Here is a 16,600-nt window from a genome sequence, read left to right as displayed (position 1 = left end):
GTGTCGAACCGGAACACAGGAGGCGCGTTTGCCAGTCAAGCGCGTCTCCCAGTCAGCATGTTCGCCTTCAGTCTCGGCACGGAATTGAAAACTCCTCAGAGCGATCGCACGACCCAAAGATGTCCATAGGGTCGAAAACACGGCGGTTTGGGCGACAGGCTTAACGGATCATTCACCATTCAGGCCCATGCTCTCAGCCCAGTCATTGGTCACGAGCGTCTTCAAAGGGCTGGCACGTATGTTGTCTCGCAGCGCTATCATATCGCTTTCCGGCGCCCTGGCGCTGAGCAGCGCGCTATCGGCCGTTTCCGCCCGCGCGGAAGACAATCTCCTGCGTGTCTATATGAACAGTGCGCGCGTGCTGAAGCTCGACCGGCCCGTCAGCAAGGTCATCGTCGGCAACTCCGATGTTGCCGACGCAACGGTTGCCGATGCGCAGACCATCGTCCTGACAGGCCGCGCCTTTGGCACCACCAATATCGTGCTTCTCGATGCAGACGGCAACGCGATCGTCGACGAACGGATCCTGGTCTCCATCGACGAAGGCAATACGGTTCGCGTCTTCAAGGCAACGTCACGGACCGTGCTCTCCTGCTCACCGAACTGCGAAGAACACGCGGCAACCGGCAGCAGTTCGAACTAGGTCAACTGTTCCCTTGTCAGAACCAGAACCGTTCCGAGCCTGAACGTCGCTCGAATTGTAAATATCGACGGAACGAAAAATCAATACTTGGTGCATAATGTCCGGGTGTATTCCGACTATCGGACATGGGCGATGAGCGCGCAGCAAGAACAGGACACCGCAGGGGCGAAATCAGGACGACGCAGGCGCCCGCTGTGGCGGCGGATGCTGAAGTCCCGCGACGGAGCGGCGGCGATCGAATTCGCCATCCTTGCCATCCCCTATTTCCTTATCATCTTCGCAACGATCGAGACCTTCGTGGCCTTTACGGCCGAGCAGCTCGTCTCGACGGCAGTCAATAACCTGGCGCGCGAGCTCAGAACCGGCAACATCACCTACAATCTCGGCCGCAGCACCGATATGACGAACGTACAGTTCCGGGCGGCCTTCTGCGACGAGGTGTCAATCCTCATCACGTGCTCGGACGCCGAGATTGCCACGCCGAGCCAGCTCTATCTCGACGTACGCACCTTCCCGACCTTCGGCGACATCCCGACGAGCATTCCGCGGGTATCTAGCGCACAATTCGCCGACATCGATCCGTCGAGCTTCGCGTTCACACCCGGCGGAGCAAAGTCGATCAACATGGTGCGGGCGCTCTATCGCTGGAAGGTGATGACCGACCTCGTGCGCCCCTACATCACCACCATCCGGCCCGCCGACGGCTCCATGCCGACCGACTTCCTGATCGTCGCGACGACCGCCTTCCAGAACGAGGCCTATCCGTGAGCCCTTCGAAGACGCCCAAGGCACAGGATCCCCGAAGCGGGCGAGCAGGCGGATACGCGCGGCGACTGGCCGGCATGCTGCGGCGTTTTCGCGACGACCGCAGCGGGATCGGCGGCGTGGAATTCGCGCTTTTGGCGCCGATGCTCATCGTCATCTACCTGATGGCCTTCGAACTGACGCTTGCCTTCAACACATCGAAGCGGGCGACAATGGCGGCGAGCACGGTCGCCGATATCGTGTCACGCACCGATTCGGTGGTGAAGGCCGATCTCACCGACATGGTCGACGTCGCCGACGCGATCTTCGCGCCCTACAGTCCGAACAATCTCTCGCTCAAGATCACGGGGGTGAAGGTCGACAGCGCCAAGGCGGCAAAAGTCGCCTGGTCGTGGTCGAATTCCGGAACGGCGCCCTATGCCGTCGGTACCGCCGTCAGCATACCGAGCGACATGCTTGCGGCAGACATCTTCCTCATTCGTACGGAACTCAGCGTCTCCCACGAACTGCTGATGTTCCTGCCGAGCATGTCCGGCCAGGAGCTCAAGAGCCTGACCATCAGCCGCGAGTTCTTCTTCCGCCAGCGCATCAACGACGAGGTCAAGTGCGGCGACTGCTGAACCGACAGGAGTGATCCTCCGTCGGCTCGGGTTTGCCAAGGCAAGAGTCAGGCGGTATTGATGCCGCTTTGACCGCTTGAACAATGAAGGCCATGACGGCCCTTCCCGCGGCGCAGGTGGACCATGGCACGCGCATTTCTTTTCGTACTCGATTCCTTCGGCATCGGCGGCGCCCCCGACGCGCTGGCCTATGGCGACGACGGCTCCAACACGCTTGGCCATATCGCCGAATTTTGCGCGGCCGGCGCCGGGGACCGCAAGGGCTTGCGGTCGGGGCCTCTTTCCCTTCCCAACATGTCGGCGCTCGGACTGCTCAGCATCGCGCGGCTCGCCTCAGGACATTCGCCGGCGGGCATGCCAGTCCCACAGCGGGTGTTCGGACTGCACGGGGCGGCGAGCGAAGTCTCGCACGGCAAGGACACCCCTTCGGGACACTGGGAGATCGCCGGCACCCCGGTGATGTTCGACTGGGGCTACTTTCCGGCCGGAGATGAAGCGTTCTCGCCGGAACTCGTCGAGGCGATCTGTCGCGAGGCGGAGCTTCCCGGCATTCTCGGCAACTGCCATGCCTCGGGGACCGAAGTCATCGCGCGCTTCGGCGAGGAGCATATCCGGACCGGCAAACCGATCTGCTACACCTCGTCGGACTCCGTCTTCCAGATCGCCGCACACGAAACCCATTTCGGGCTCGAGCGACTGCTGTCCCTCTGCCAGATTGTCCGCAGGCTGGTCGATCCGCTGAACATTGGCCGGGTGATTGCCCGTCCCTTCGTCGGAGAGACGACCGCGACCTTCGAGCGGACCGGAAACAGGCGCGACTATTCGGTCCTGCCGCCGGAGCCGACGCTTCTCGACCGGCTTGTCGAGGCCGGGCGTACCGTCCATGCCGTCGGCAAGATCGGCGATATCTTCGCCCATCAGGGCGTATCACGCGTCATCAAGGCGAACGGCAACATGGCGCTGATGGACGCGACGCTCCAGGTGATTGACGAAGCCCAGGACGGCGACCTGGTGTTCAGCAACTTCGTCGATTTCGACATGCTCTATGGCCATCGCCGCGACGTGCCGGGCTATGCCGCGGCGCTCGAAGCCTTCGACCAGCGCCTGCCGGAGGTTCATCGCAAGCTCCGGCCCGGCGACATGGTGCTGATGACGGCCGACCACGGCTGCGATCCAACCTGGCGCGGCACCGACCACACGCGCGAACGCGTTCCGATCATGGCCTTCGGCCCCGGCATCAAGTCGCGCATGGTCGGCATCCGCAACACCTATGCCGATATCGGCGAGACAATCGCGGCCCATCTCGGGATCCCTACCGGGCCGCACGGACGGAGTTTCCTTTGACTGCACATCTGAAAAAGGCGGAGCTGCATTGCCATGTGGAGGGTGCAGCGCCGCCGGCGCTGACGCTTGCCCAGGCCGAGAAATACGGGCTCGACCCCACCGGTTTCGTGGAGAACGGCGCCTATGTCTGGCATGATTTCACGAGCTTCATAGCCTGCTATGATTTTGTCGCGTCGGTATTCCGCACAGCGGAAGATTACGCGCTGCTGACCGAGGCATACCTTGCGGAACTCGCAACCGCCAACACGATCTATAGCGAGCTGTTCATTTCTCCCGACCATGGCGAAGCCGTTGGTCTTTCGCCGGACGACTATGTCGGCGGACTTGCGGCCGGCATCTACGCCGCGCGGGAAAAGACGGGGATCGAGTGCCGGATGGTCATCATCGGCGAACGTCATCTCGGGCCTGAAAACGTATTGCGGCGTGCCCGGTGGGCGGCCAAGTTCCAACATCCACTGGTCACCGGCTTCAACATGGCGGGCGAGGAGCGGATGAACCGCGTGGCCGACTATGCACCGGCCTTCGACGTCGTTCGCGAAGCAGGTCTCGGCATCACCATCCACGCCGGCGAACTCTGCGGCGCCTTCTCGGTCGCCGACGCGCTGGACCTCGTCCGGCCGAGCCGGATCGGCCACGGGGTTCGCGCGATCGAGGACGGCGAACTCGTCAAGCGGCTTGCCGACCTCGGGACCGTACTCGAGGTCTGCCCGGGCTCGAACGTCGCACTGAAGGTTTTTCCGGACTATGCAAGCCATCCACTCAGGCGTTTCGTCGATGCGGGCGTGCGCGTGACGCTCAATTCGGATGACCCGCCATTCTTTCACACCTCTCTTGCCGCCGAATACGAGACGGCGTCGCGTGTCCTCGGCTTTTCAGATGCCGAAATCGACGCTATGACCCGGACGGCGATCGAGGCGGCTTTCGTCGACGAAGCGACCCGACGGACCCTGCTTGCGCGGCTCTAAGCCGCGCGAACTGGGGATGATCGGGCAAAATTCGGCTATGCCCTTGCAGGCGTCTCAAGGAATGTGGAAAACATTCCCTATCAGAGAAAAAAGAATAGAAGGGCCCGGCCATGAACGGCGTCACAGTCATCGATCACCCGCTCGTACAGCACAAGCTGACCATCATGCGCCGAAAGGAAACCTCGACCTCGAGTTTCCGGCGACTGCTGCGGGAAATCTCCACGCTCCTCTGCTATGAGGTGACGCGCGACCTCGAGCTCACCATGGAGACCATCGAGACGCCGCTGACGACCATGCAGTCGCCGATCCTCGAAGGCAAGAAGCTGGTCTTCGCATCCATCCTCCGCGCGGGCAACGGGCTTCTCGAGGGCATGCTGGAACTGGTTCCGGCGGCGCGCGTCTCGCATATCGGCGTCTATCGCGACCACGAGACGCTGCAGCCGGTCGAATATTACTTCAAGGCACCTGAAGCGCTGGACGAACGCCTGATCATCGTCGTCGACCCTATGCTTGCCACCGGCAATTCGTCGATCGCCGCGATCGACAAACTCAAGGAACGGGGCGCCAAGAACATTCGCTTCCTTTGCCTGCTCGCCGCCCCCGAAGGCATCAAGAACTTCCGCGAGGCACATCCGGACGTTCCGGTCTTCACCGCCGCGATCGACAGCCACCTCAACGAGAAGGGCTACATCATGCCCGGCCTCGGCGACGCGGGCGACCGCATGTACGGCACGAAGTGAAAGCTTAACCAAATTTTGACGAAAGCGGCCCGGAGAGCCTATTCCGGGCCGCTTTCGTTTGCGCCTTAGACAGATTTCAACCCTGATGGACTAGAGAAGCCTCAACGTCGTCAATCGAGGGAAATCCGTCCATGCTCATGCGCACAATCGGCCTGGTGTTCGTGGCTGCGGTTGCTGCAACCCAGGTTCCGAATCTGGTCGAACTCTCGAAACAATCGGCCAAGGAAGAGGGCGACGCAGCCATTGCCGACCCGGTACCCGTCGCAGCCTCGCCGACGGGCACGACGATCCTGGAGGGGGATGCGAGCGGGCACTACCAGGGAACCTTCAAGCTCAACGGCAAGCCGACCGAAGCGATGGTCGATACCGGCGCCTCGCTGGTGGCGATCAACGAGAGTACGGCGCGCCGCATCGGCATCAGTGTCGCCTCCCTGGACTACAAGTATCCGATCGGCACCGCCAACGGGCAGACCGAGGCCGCCCATGTGCGTCTGCAGCGGGTGGAGATCGGGTCGGTCAGGGTCGAGGGGGTCGATGCCTTCGTCCTCAAGGACAAGGCGCTTTCGACGACGCTGATCGGCATGAGCTTCCTCAAGCGCCTAAACGCCTATTCCGCGGAAGGTAACAAGCTGCGCCTGGTGCGATAGAGCATATCCGTAGAAACCGGGGTCGCCTTCAATGCTCTATCTCTTTGTTTCTCGGCAATTCCGGACGGATAACTGCTGCACGCTTTTCCCGGCATTGCTCTAGACGCGGCCTGTCAGACCGAGACGCGCTTGCCGATCGCAGGCGGCAGGGCCGGCTTCTCCCCGGCAATCCCATAGCTTACTGTCACGAGGCCGGCGGCGTGTTCCGCGCTGTCGCGGTCGTTGGCATGAACGATCGCGATCGTATCGCCCTTGGAGACTGCCGTGCCGAGCGGCAACAGCCCGGACAGGCCGACGCGATGATCGATCGCATCGGTCGGCCGCTGGCGACCACCGCCGAGCGCGACGACGCAGAGCCCGAGACCGCGGGTATCGGCAGAGGCGAGATAACCATCGGCCGTCGCGACAACGGGGATCTCCACCGCCGCCTTCTGCAGGTAGCGCCCGGGATGCTCGACGAAATCGGCGGGACCACCGAGCGTGTGGACCATGCGGCCGAAGAGGTCGGCTGCCTCACCGGAGGCGAGCACCTTTCGGCACATGGCGAGAGCCCTGTCGAGGCCGTCAACCATGCCGGCATTCACCAGCATCTCCGCCCCCAGCGCAAGCGTGACGTCTTCCAACCGCGTGCCCGACTTGCCACCCGCCAGGAAGTCGACGGCGTTCTGCACTTCGAGCGCATTGCCCGCAGCATCCGCGAGCGGCTGGTTCATGTCGGTCAGGAGCGCCGTGGTGCGCACCCCTGCCCCGTTGGCGACGGCAACGAGCGAACGGGCGAGCGCCTCGGCGTCTTCGGCCTTCGCCATGAAGGCGCCATTGCCGACCTTGACGTCGAGCACGAGGCTTTCGAGGCCGGCCGCGAGCTTTTTCGACAGGATCGAAGCGGTGATCAGCGGAGTGGATTCGACCGTCGCGGTGACATCGCGAATCGCATAGAGCCGCTTGTCGGCGGGTGCGAGATCGCCGGTCTGGCCGATGATCGCGCAGCCGACCTCGTCGACGACCCTGCGGAAGGTCGCGGCATCCGGCATGACGTCATAGCCGGGAATCGACTGGAGCTTGTCGAGCGTGCCGCCGGTATGGCCGAGGCCGCGGCCGGAGATCATCGGCACGGCGAGGCCGCAGGCCGCCGCTATCGGCGCCAGCATGAGCGAGACGTTGTCGCCCACGCCACCGGTCGAATGCTTGTCGGCAATCGGCTTGCCGACGCCGGACCAGGAAAGAACCTCGCCTGAATCACGCATGGCCACCGTCAGCGCGACGATCTCTTCCGGTGTCATGCCTTGAAAGAAGACCGCCATCGCGAAGGCGGCGACCTGCCCCTCGGAGATCGTCTCCTTGCTCAGGCCTTCGATGAAAGCGGCGATCTCGTCACGGGTCAGTGTGCCGCCATCGCGTTTGCGGCGGATGATTTCCTGGGGCAGCATGGTCTCAGTATCCCGAATTGGCGGCAACCGAACGTCCGCCGCCGAGGACGGACAGAATGTCGTCAAGCAGGCCGGATGCGCCGAACCGGAAGGTGGACGGCATGACCCAGTCCTCGCCCATGATGGTATCGGCAAGCCGGAGGTAGAGCGCGGCGTCAGCGACCGAGGAGATGCCGCCGGCGGGTTTGAAACCGACCTTCTTGCGGCTGTCGCGGATCGCCTGGAGCATGATGTCGGCGGCCTCCAGCGTGGCGTTGACCGCAACCTTGCCGGTGGACGTCTTGATGAAATCGGCGCCCGCGGCAATCGCCAGCTCGGACGCCCGGCGGATGAGCGCGATGTCCTTGAGTTCACCGGTCTCGAGAATGGTCTTGAGCAGGACAGGCTCGGCACAGGCCTCGCGCACGGCGGCGACCATGGCCGTCACAGCAGCCTCGTCTCCGGCCAGCAGCGCGCGGTAAGGGATGACGAGATCGATCTCGTCGGCGCCGTCGGCGATCGCTTCCCGCATCTCCGCCAGGACATCCTCGACCTTGAGGTCGCCGGAAGGAAAGTTGACGACGGTCGCGATGCGGACCGGACTTTCGGGCCCCAGCAGCGTGCGGGCGCGGGCAATGAAGCGCGGCCAGATGCAGATGGCGGCCGTAGTGCCGAACGGTGTCACCGCCTTCTCGCAGAGCGCGTCGATCTGCGCCGGCGTGCAATCGTCCTTGAGGTTTGTGAGATCGACGAGCGCAAGCGCCCGGGCCGCGGTCGCCCGCAATTCGTGGTTATCCAAGATCCGTACCTCCGCCCGCGATCATCCTCTTGAGGATGGCGGCAAGTCGTTTACCACCGATGGGAGCCATGTCCTTGGTCTCTTCATGACTGAGTTCTGCCCCCGTCATGCCGGCTCCATAATTGGTAATAACCGATGCGGCCGCGACGCGCAGCCCAAAAAAGCGCGCAAGAATGACTTCTGGTACGGTCGACATGCCAACCGCATCGGCGCCGAGAATGCGGGCCATGCGGATTTCAGCCGGCGTCTCGAAGCTCGGGCCGGAGAACCACATGTAGACACCGGTTGCGAGCGGGATGCCCTCTTCCTTCGCCGCCTTCTGCATGGCGGCGGCAAGATCGGCGTCATAGGCCGAGGTCATGCCGACAAAACGACGGTCGCTTTCCTCGCCGATCAGCGGGTTCTTGCCGGAGAAGTTGATGTGGTCGGTGATCTGCATGACCGAACCGGGCGGGAGATCCTCCCGCAATGAGCCAGCCGAATTGGTGAGGACCAGCGACTGTACGCCCAGCCCCATCAGCACCTCAATCGGCAGGCGCATGGCATTCGGGTCGCCGTGTTCGTAGTAATGGATGCGGCCGGCCAGCATGATGACCGGGACGCGCCCAAGATGGCCGGCCACCAGTTCGCCGGCATGACCCGACACGCCGCTCACCGGAAAACCAGGCAGATCGTGATAGGAAATGCGGATCGGATCGCTCACCTCGTCGACCAGAGAGCCTAGGCCGGAACCAAGCACGATGCCATGACGCGGCACCAGGCCGTTCAACCGGTCGATGATGAAGTCGATCGCAGCCTTCATCCGAGGATGTCCGTGTCGAAGGAGAACGGCAGGAGCTCGTTCATCGTCATGGTCTTCTTCACGCCGACCTCGTCGCAGAGGTAGATGCGGGTATCGGGACCGGCGAATTCCGAGATCTTCTGACGGCAGCCGCCACACGGTGGGCAGAGCGCCATCTTCTCGGCGATGACCGCCATCTCGACGATCTTCTTTCCGCCGCCCATGATCATGCAGCCGATCGCCGTCGGCTCGGCGCACCAGCCCTGCGGGAAGGACAGGTTTTCGATGTTGGCACCCGTATAGATCCTACCGTCATCGGCGCGGATCGCCGCGCCGACCGGGAATTTCGAATAGGGCGCGTGGGCGAACTTCATGGCGTCGCGCGCCGCCTCGAACAGATCATGGGACATCGCTCAACGCTCCTTTACGTAGGGGACACCACCGGCCTTCGGCGGATTGGCGGCGCCGATCAGGCCGGCAAGCAGGATGCAGGTCAGCACGTAGGGCAGCGCCTGGAAGATCTGCACCGGGACCTCGCCGATCAGCGGAACCGACTTGCCCTGCATGAAATTCGCAAGGGCATCGAGAAAGCCGAAGAGCAGGCAGGCAAGCAGGACCGGGACCGGCTTCCACTTGGCGAAGATCAGGGCGGCGAGCGCGATGTAGCCCTTGCCGGCCGACATGTTGTTGATGAAGGCGGCGGACTGGGCGATCGCCAGATAGGTGCCGGAGAAGCCGCAGAGGAAGCCGGCGACCAGGACGGCGCGATAGCGAAGCCACACGACCGAGATGCCGGCGGTATCGACTGCTCCCGGGTTTTCGCCCACGGCGCGTAGGCGCAGGCCGAAGCGCGTGCGGTAGAGCACCCACCACGACGCCGGAACCGCGAGGAAGGCGAGATAGGTCAGAATGTTGTTGCCGGAGATGACGTTCGCGTAGATCGGCCCGATGACCGGCACGTCGCGCATCATGTCCGCCCCCGGAAGGGTGATCGGCGAGAAGCGCGCGTCACCCGTCAGCTGCGGCGTGCGGCCACCCTGGCGGAACCAGGCCTGACCGAGAACCGCCGTCAGGCCGGCGGCGACGAAGTTGATCGCCACGCCCGAGACGATCTGGTTGCCGCGGTTGGTGATGGAGGCGAAGCCGTGCACCAGCGAGAAGGCCAGCGAGACGCCGATGCCAGAGGCGAGGCCGATCCAGGCAGACCCGGTCAGATAGGCAGCGGTCGCAGCCGCGAAGGCGGCGGCCAGCATCTTGCCCTCAAGGCCGATGTCGAAGACACCAGCGCGCTCGGAGAACAGGCCGGCAAGGGCCGTGAAGATCAGCGGGATCGAAAGGCGGATGGTGGATCCGAGAATGCTGACGACAATGTCCAGAAAGTCCATGGGCGTGATCCTCAAGCTTTCACGAATTGCTGGTAGATCCTGACGATCGCCGGCCGGAACATGTATTCGAGCGCACCGGCGAACAGGATCACCAGACCCTGGATGACAACGATCATGTCACGGGTGATGTTCGGCATGTCGAAGGACAGTTCAGCGCCACCCTGATAGAGCACACCGAACAGGATCGAGGCGAGCACGATGCCGATCGGATGATTGCGGCCCATCAGCGACACGGCGATGCCGACGAAACCGGCGCCGCCGACGAATTCGACCTGCAGGCGGGCGGACGCGCCCATCACCGGATTGAGCGCCATCATGCCGGCGAGACCGCCGGAAATCAGCATGGTGACGATGACGATCTTCACATAGGGAATGCCGGCATAGGCGGCCGCCGAACGCGACAGGCCGAGCGTGCGCATCTCATAGCCAAGCTTGGTGCGCCAGATCAGCACCCAGACGACGACGCACATAACGAGCGCGATCAGGAAGGACACGTTGAACGGCGCCGGGCCGAGCTTCATGCCGAACATGGACATCAGCCAGTCGAGCTTCGGCAGTTGGCCGCCGGGCAGGAAGGTCCGGGTTTCGGGCGCCATCTTGCCCGGCACGATCAGCACGTTCACCAGCAGATAGACCATCAGGGCCGCGCCGATGAAGTTGAACATGATCGTCGTGATGACGATGTGGCTGCCGCGTTTGGCCTGCAGCCAGGCGGGGATCAGTGCCCAGGCGGCCCCGAAGATCGCGGCGCCCATGACGGCAAAGGGCATCGTCACGTACCACGGGACGTAATGGTCGAGCGCAAGCGCCACCAGAGCAGCCCCCAGGCCGCCGACATAGGCCTGCCCTTCGGAACCGATATTGAACAGGCCCGCATGGTAGGCGACGGCCACCGACAGGCCGGCGAAGATGAAGTTGGTCGCGTAATAGAGCGTGAAGCCGATGCCTTCGCCCCGACCGAGCGCGCCCTGAAGCATGAGCTTCAGCGCCTCATAGGGGCTTTCGCCGATGACCCAGACGACGAGGCCGGAGACGAGGAAGGCGAGGATGAGATTCACCAGCGGCAGAAGCGCATAGTTGATCCAGTTGGGGAGCGGTACGGATGCGGTGCTCATCAAATCCTCACGCGGCAATACCGGCCATCATCAGGCCGAGGGTCTGTTCACCGGTTTCCGGGCTCTTCTCGCCGACGATCTTGCCGGCGAACATCACCAGGATGCGATCGGACAGCGAGCGGATCTCGTCGAGCTCGACCGAGACCAGCAGCACAGCCTTGCCGGCGTCGCGCGTCTCGACGATCCGGCGGTGAATGAACTCGATGGCGCCGATGTCGACGCCGCGGGTCGGCTGGCCGACGATAAGCAGTTTAGGATCGCGCTCGATCTCACGGGCAACGACGATCTTCTGCTGGTTGCCGCCGGAAAAATTGGCAGTCTTCAGCCTCGGGTTCGGCGGTCGAATGTCGTATTTCTCGATCTCGTCGACCGCCGCCTTGCGCACGGCATCGGGCTTCATGAAAATGCCCTTACCGTAGCGTTCGTCGCGATGGTAGCCGAGGATGGCGTTCTCGCTCTCCTCGAAGGAAAGCACGAGCCCCATATGGTGGCGATCCTCGGGGATATGGGCGAGCCCGATCGAACGCAGCTCGGCGGGGTCGAGACCGACAACGGGCTGGCCGTTGACCAGAATCTCGCCGGAAGCCGGTTTTCGGATGCCGGTGATCGCCTCGAGAAGCTCGCTCTGACCATTGCCGGCGACGCCTGCTATGCCGACGATCTCGCCGGCGCGGACGTCAAAGGACACGTTGTCGACCATCACGACGCCGCGATGATCCTTGACGGTGAGGTTGCGGACAGAGAGATAGATCTCGCCCGGGGTCGCATTGCCCTTTTCGACATGCAGCAGCACACGGCGACCGACCATCAGCTCGGCCAGTTCCTCGACGGTCGTCTCGGCCGTCCTGCGGGTGGCGACGATCTCGCCGCGGCGCATCACGGACACCGTGTCGGTGATCGCCATGATCTCGCGCAGCTTGTGGGTGATCAGGATGACGGTCTTGCCCTGGTCGCGGAGCACGCGCAGGATCTTGAACAGATGATCGGCCTCGGCCGGTGTCAGAACGCCCGTCGGCTCGTCGAGGATCAGGATCTCGGCGCCGCGATACATGGCCTTCAGGATCTCGACGCGCTGCTGCAGGCCGACCGGAAGCTCCTCGACGACGGCGTCGGGGTCGACTTCGAGTTCGTAGTCGTCCTCAAGCTTCTTCAGCGCGCTACGCGCCGCATCCGTACCCTTGCCGAGCATCGGACCGCCTTCGGCGCCGAGCATCAGGTTTTCGAGCACGGTGAAATTCTCGACAAGCATGAAATGCTGGTGGACCATGCCGATGCCCGCAGCAATCGCAGACTGGCTGTCGCGGATATTCACGGCTTTTCCGTCGATACGGATCTCGCCGCTGTCGGCGTGATAGAAACCGTAGAGGATCGACATCAGCGTCGACTTGCCGGCGCCGTTTTCGCCGATGATGCCGTGGATCGAACCCTTGGCAACGGTCAGGTTGATATTCTTGTTGGCGTGTACCGCACCGAACTTCTTGTCGATGCCGACCAGCTCGATCGCCGGCGCCAGGCTCTTATCACTCATTCCGGTCCCCCAGACATGGAAAGGGCGCAAGGCGGGCTGATCAGCCGCCTTGCGCCCGCATCAGATCACTTCGGGCAGGAATTGTCCGACATGTAATCGTGGACCTTGATCGTGCCGGCAATGATGTCGGCCTTGGCCTTTTCGACCGCGGCCTTCATGTCGTCGGTGATGAGCTTGGCATTGTTGTCGTCGAGAGCGTAGGCAACGCCGTCTTCCTTGACGCCGAGAGCCTGGGTGCCGGCGGTGAACTTGTCACCCTTGGCATCGGCATAGGCGTTGTAAACGGCGAGGTCGACGCGCTTGACCATCGAGGTCAGCACCGAACCCGGATGCAGGTGGTTCTGGTTCGAATCAACGCCGATCGACAGCTTGCCGTTGTCGGCGGCGGTCTGCAGAACGCCGAGACCGGTCGCACCGGCTGCCGCGTAGATGACGTCCGCGCCCTGGTCGATCTGGTTCTTGGTGAGTTCGCCACCACGGACCGGGTCGTTCCAGGCAGCACCGGTGGTGCCGGTCATGTTCTGGAAGACTTCGATGTCAGCCTTGGCGGCGCGGGCGCCCTGCTCGTAGCCGCATTCGAACTTGCGGATCAGCGGAATGTCCATGCCGCCGACGAAGCCGACCTTGCCGCTCTTGGAGGCGAGACCTGCGAGCACGCCGACGAGGTAGGAGCCTTCCTCTTCCTTGTAGACGACCGAACGCACGTTCGGCAGGTCGACGACCGCGTCGACGATCACGAACTTGGTGTCCGGGAACTCGGCGGCGACCTTCTCGATGGCCGAGGTCCAGGCGAAGGAAACGGCAACGACCGGGTTGTAACCCTTGGAGGCGAAGTTGCGGATCGCCTGTTCGCCCTGCGTGTCACCGGTCGGCTCGAAATCGCGATAGTCGATGCCGGTTTCTGCCTTGAACTTCTCGGCGCCCGCATAGGCTGCCTCGTTGAACGACTTGTCGAACTTGCCGCCCGTGCCATAGACGAGCGCCGGCTTGACGTCGGCAGCAAGCGCCGTTGCCGACATGGCGGCCAAGGCAAAGAGACTCAAAAGGGTTTTCTTCATTTTACAGCCCTGTTGTTGCTATTGATCTTATTGGGTCTTACCGCAAGCGCTTTGACACGCACGAGGCGGAACCACCGACCCCTTCCTCAAGGGCCTGGCTGAACGCATCCTTGCATGGCTTTTGGAAAAATTCACCAGATTTTTTTCAACTGGTAAAGAATAGTCGAACCCACGAATTTTCCGGCGCAGGCGCCGAAAAACTAGTCAGATCAAGGGGCTTTGTGCCAAGCGATTCGGCAGCCGAGTTTCAGACGGCAGCCGGAAGCGGGCAGGAAACGCCGGTTCCGCGCAGGCCGCAATAACCGTTCGGATTCTTCGCCAGGTACTGCTGGTGATAGTCCTCGGCGTAGTAGAACGGGGCGGCCGAAGCGATCTCCGTCGTAACCTTCATCTTGCGTCCCGAGGCGATCAGCGCCTCCTGGAAGGCGTCGCGAACACGGATGGCGACATCGATGTCATCGGCGTCTTCCGCATAGATGGCAGACCGGTAGGTCGTACCGATATCGTTGCCCTGGCGCATGCCCTGGGTCGGATCATGGGCCTCGAAGAAGACCTTCAGAAGCGCCTCGAGGGTGAGAATGCTCGGATCGTAGACCACCTTCACGACCTCGGTATGGCCGGTCAGTCCCGTGACCGTTTCCTGGTAGGTCGGATTGGGCGTGAAGCCCCCCTGATAGCCGGCGGCGGTGACATAGACCCCGGGCGTGTTCCAGAGCAGCCGCTCAGCGCCCCAGAAACAGCCCATGCCGAGATAGACGGTGCGCAGACCTTCCGGATAAGGACCTTTCAGCGGTCGTCCGGAGACGAAATGGGTTTCGGCGGTCGGCATTTCCTCATTGCGGCCCGGAAGCGCCGTTTCCGGCGTCGGCATCGTCGTCTTCTTGTTGAACATGTCGATCAGGAACATCACAATCTCCTAGGAAAGGTCCGGCAGGACGGCTAATTGCGGCAACCGGGGCTCAGGCGGCAAAACGTCCGGCAGGCGACGGCTTCCGGTAACCGATCATCCAGAGCAGCAGGGCGGCGATCAGGAAGACGGCAAAAGCCGGCTGTGGAAAGAACCAGCGATCGAGAACCTGCCAGGCAACGGCTCCGAGATGCTCCTCGACAAGCGCGCGGAAGGATACCAGCGATGCCGGCTCGACCTTCATCCAGGCATAGCGAAACGTCGTCAGTACATACTGCGATGCAGAGACAGAGCCGATCGAATCCATCGTCGCGGCAATCACGCCAAGGCACAGTGCCGCAAAACTCGCCAGACGGAACACGAACCGCACCATTTACTTCACCGCACTTCCATTGCCGAGACGTCGCGACCGACCGTTCGGCCCCACAGACACAGGTAATAGATAGGCTTTTGCGCGGACAAGTCAAAAAACCGTCAGATTTCGGTTGATCGGGCGGAAATCCTCGTTATATATCGCGCCCGACCGACCGCTTCGACGACAGAGGCTTCGGATCTTACGGACAGGTGGCCGAGTGGTTTAAGGCGCACGCCTGGAACGCGTGTGTACGTGAAAGCGTACCGAGGGTTCGAATCCCTCCCTGTCCGCCATATTTAGATTTATCGTATTGATTTCATTGCGCAACTTCTGGCTCCCTGCGATTGGCCCGCCAGTCAGCCCGCCACGGAAATGCGGCCCGATATTTTTGTCGGTATCCCCACAAAAAAATCTGAATCCCCCCGTTGCCAATGACTATGACATTCGGCTAGTTGGAATTCATTGATAGCAATCACTGCGCAAGACGTGCGGTGTCCTTCCTAGAAAGGGACACGTATGTCTTCAGATCCGCAGTTGGGCCTGTTCCCCTCCCCCGATGAAATTGAGACTGCTGCAGCGAGCGATGCGGCAAACCGCACCGCTGCATCGCCTGATCCCGCTGCCGCTGCTTCTGTGGCAGCGCCCGACGTCCTGGCCTCCGAAAGCCCTCGGGCGGTTGGAAGTGTCGGTCTCCGACACAAGGACGTGGCTGTCGCACTTGCCAAGCCTCAAGCTGACGAGCGCTATCTTTCCGTTCAGGATGTAGCGCGCCGCTATGCGATCAGCGTCCAGACCGTCTGGCGCCACACCAAGCACAATTCCGCCTTCCCGAAGCCGATCAAGCTTCTGGGCGGTTCTACCCGCTGGCGCATGAGCGATATCCTGGCCTTCGAGGTCTCGCGTCAGGAGGTCAGCCGATGACCGCCGACAACACGTCCAGGAAAAAGCGCCGCAATCTGCAGAGCGATCGGAAAGCCAGGATCCATCAGCTCTATTCGAGCGATGATGTCATCAAGCTCTATGGGATCTCACGCAATACCCTGACCAACTGGATTGCCGACGGTCTTCCCTTCATCGATGCCGAACCGCGCCTGTTTCGCGGTTCTGACCTCAACGACTTCCACGGTCGACGCCGAAAGAGGGCGGCAGGAGAACCACTCGGCCAGTTTCTGGTCAAGTGCTTCGGGTGCAAGCGTTCCCACTCGCTGCTTGAGGGGGATGTTTCGGTATCTCCCGGTCGCACTGACGGGGTTTTCCGAGTTTCCAGGGCCTGCCCGGAGACCGGAGTGACGGCGAACAGGTTCGTCTGCACCGAGGAATTGGAGACCCTCCAGAGGCTAAGCCAGACCAATCCCGGAGGCGAGACTCCCGACTAATATGTTCCCTAAGTCCAGTCGAGGTTTGTGCAAAACGCCAGGTCACGTGTCCGTGGCTGCTCAGCCACAATACCCCTTCATCACACTCAAGGAGCGCCAGTACCAGCTAATCCGCAATCGCTGAACGTCCGCTTCGGTTGCTTGACCTGCGCGATCCCATTGGATC

At 62.3% G+C, this 16,600-nt stretch carries 19 protein-coding genes and 1 tRNA gene; 10 read left to right on the top strand and 10 right to left on the bottom strand.

Annotated elements, in window-relative coordinates:
• Window positions 1-238: 238 nt before the first annotated feature.
• From ACX93L_RS07800 to ACX93L_RS07770, 7 genes are all read left to right on the top strand, one after another.
• Entirely contained in the window at window positions 239-643 is a 405-nt protein-coding gene (locus ACX93L_RS07800; protein WP_169592022.1) for a pilus assembly protein N-terminal domain-containing protein, read from the top strand.
• A gap of 132 nt (window positions 644-775) precedes the next feature.
• On the top strand, window positions 776-1,411 hold the full coding sequence (locus ACX93L_RS07795) for a TadE/TadG family type IV pilus assembly protein (RefSeq protein ID WP_459404332.1): 636 nt from the start codon (window positions 776-778) through the stop codon (window positions 1,409-1,411).
• Window positions 1,412-1,485: 74 nt separating this feature from the next.
• Window positions 1,486-2,028: a TadE/TadG family type IV pilus assembly protein gene (locus ACX93L_RS07790; protein ID WP_459404331.1), complete on the top strand. Its 543-nt coding sequence runs from the start codon at window positions 1,486-1,488 to the stop codon at window positions 2,026-2,028.
• 123 nt (window positions 2,029-2,151) lie between these two features.
• A complete protein-coding gene (locus tag ACX93L_RS07785; protein WP_459404330.1) occupies window positions 2,152-3,372 on the top strand; it encodes a phosphopentomutase in 1,221 nt (406 codons plus the stop codon).
• Window positions 3,369-4,337 (top strand): adenosine deaminase, encoded by a 969-nt coding sequence (locus ACX93L_RS07780; RefSeq protein WP_459404329.1) that lies wholly within the window; start codon window positions 3,369-3,371, stop codon window positions 4,335-4,337. The genes ACX93L_RS07785 and ACX93L_RS07780 overlap by 4 nt, the downstream gene beginning before the upstream one ends.
• A 110-nt stretch (window positions 4,338-4,447) precedes the next feature.
• Window positions 4,448-5,077, top strand: coding sequence for a uracil phosphoribosyltransferase (gene upp, locus ACX93L_RS07775; protein WP_459404328.1), 630 nt, complete (start codon window positions 4,448-4,450; stop codon window positions 5,075-5,077).
• 131 nt (window positions 5,078-5,208) lie between these two features.
• On the top strand, window positions 5,209-5,724 hold the full coding sequence (locus ACX93L_RS07770; RefSeq protein WP_459404327.1) for a TIGR02281 family clan AA aspartic protease: 516 nt from the start codon (window positions 5,209-5,211) through the stop codon (window positions 5,722-5,724).
• A 113-nt stretch (window positions 5,725-5,837) separates the two neighbouring features.
• On the opposite strand, the gene deoA is transcribed toward ACX93L_RS07770, so the two are convergent.
• From deoA to ACX93L_RS07720, 10 genes are all read right to left on the bottom strand, one after another.
• Entirely contained in the window at window positions 5,838-7,151 is a 1,314-nt protein-coding gene (deoA, locus tag ACX93L_RS07765; protein ID WP_459404326.1) for a thymidine phosphorylase, read from the bottom strand.
• Window positions 7,152-7,155: 4 nt separating this feature from the next.
• Window positions 7,156-7,929 (bottom strand): deoxyribose-phosphate aldolase, encoded by a 774-nt coding sequence (gene deoC / locus ACX93L_RS07760; protein ID WP_459404325.1) that lies wholly within the window; start codon window positions 7,927-7,929, stop codon window positions 7,156-7,158.
• A complete protein-coding gene (locus ACX93L_RS07755; RefSeq protein WP_459404324.1) occupies window positions 7,922-8,731 on the bottom strand; it encodes a purine-nucleoside phosphorylase in 810 nt (269 codons plus the stop codon). Before ACX93L_RS07755 ends, deoC begins: the two co-directional genes overlap by 8 nt.
• Window positions 8,728-9,120, bottom strand: coding sequence for a cytidine deaminase (locus ACX93L_RS07750; RefSeq protein WP_459404323.1), 393 nt, complete (start codon window positions 9,118-9,120; stop codon window positions 8,728-8,730). The genes ACX93L_RS07755 and ACX93L_RS07750 overlap by 4 nt, the downstream gene beginning before the upstream one ends.
• Window positions 9,121-9,123: 3 nt before the next feature.
• Window positions 9,124-10,095: an ABC transporter permease gene (locus tag ACX93L_RS07745; protein WP_169592062.1), complete on the bottom strand. Its 972-nt coding sequence runs from the start codon at window positions 10,093-10,095 to the stop codon at window positions 9,124-9,126.
• A gap of 11 nt (window positions 10,096-10,106) precedes the next feature.
• A complete protein-coding gene (locus ACX93L_RS07740) occupies window positions 10,107-11,210 on the bottom strand; it encodes an ABC transporter permease (RefSeq protein ID WP_459404322.1) in 1,104 nt (367 codons plus the stop codon).
• 7 nt (window positions 11,211-11,217) lie between these two features.
• Window positions 11,218-12,738 carry an ABC transporter ATP-binding protein gene (locus ACX93L_RS07735; protein ID WP_459404321.1) on the bottom strand — a complete coding sequence of 507 codons (1,521 nt, stop codon included), beginning with the start codon at window positions 12,736-12,738 and terminating at the stop codon, window positions 11,218-11,220.
• Between the two features lie 65 nt (window positions 12,739-12,803).
• Window positions 12,804-13,796: a BMP family lipoprotein gene (locus ACX93L_RS07730; RefSeq protein ID WP_169592074.1), complete on the bottom strand. Its 993-nt coding sequence runs from the start codon at window positions 13,794-13,796 to the stop codon at window positions 12,804-12,806.
• A gap of 247 nt (window positions 13,797-14,043) precedes the next feature.
• Complete coding sequence (gene msrA / locus ACX93L_RS07725) at window positions 14,044-14,703, bottom strand: peptide-methionine (S)-S-oxide reductase MsrA (protein WP_459404320.1); 660 nt, start codon at window positions 14,701-14,703, stop codon at window positions 14,044-14,046.
• A gap of 52 nt (window positions 14,704-14,755) precedes the next feature.
• Window positions 14,756-15,073 (bottom strand): hypothetical protein, encoded by a 318-nt coding sequence (locus ACX93L_RS07720; RefSeq protein ID WP_459405347.1) that lies wholly within the window; start codon window positions 15,071-15,073, stop codon window positions 14,756-14,758.
• Between the two features lie 188 nt (window positions 15,074-15,261).
• On the opposite strand from ACX93L_RS07720, the gene ACX93L_RS07715 reads away from it, so the two are divergent.
• The 3 genes from ACX93L_RS07715 (at window position 15,262) to ACX93L_RS07705 (ending at window position 16,434) form a co-directional block, all read left to right on the top strand.
• Window positions 15,262-15,351, top strand: a tRNA-Ser gene (locus ACX93L_RS07715).
• A gap of 412 nt (window positions 15,352-15,763) precedes the next feature.
• The gene (locus tag ACX93L_RS07710) at window positions 15,764-15,979 is read left to right on the top strand and encodes a helix-turn-helix transcriptional regulator (RefSeq protein ID WP_459404319.1); all 216 of its coding nucleotides are present in this window, start codon (window positions 15,764-15,766) and stop codon (window positions 15,977-15,979) included.
• A complete protein-coding gene (locus tag ACX93L_RS07705; RefSeq protein WP_459404318.1) occupies window positions 15,976-16,434 on the top strand; it encodes a helix-turn-helix domain-containing protein in 459 nt (152 codons plus the stop codon). Before ACX93L_RS07710 ends, ACX93L_RS07705 begins: the two co-directional genes overlap by 4 nt.
• Window positions 16,435-16,600 lie beyond the last annotated feature (166 nt).

It is taken from the genome of Rhizobium sp. CAU 1783 (genome assembly GCF_054551725.1).
Note: the sequence above shows the minus strand (reverse complement) of the source record. Positions and strands in the feature narration are given on the sequence as shown.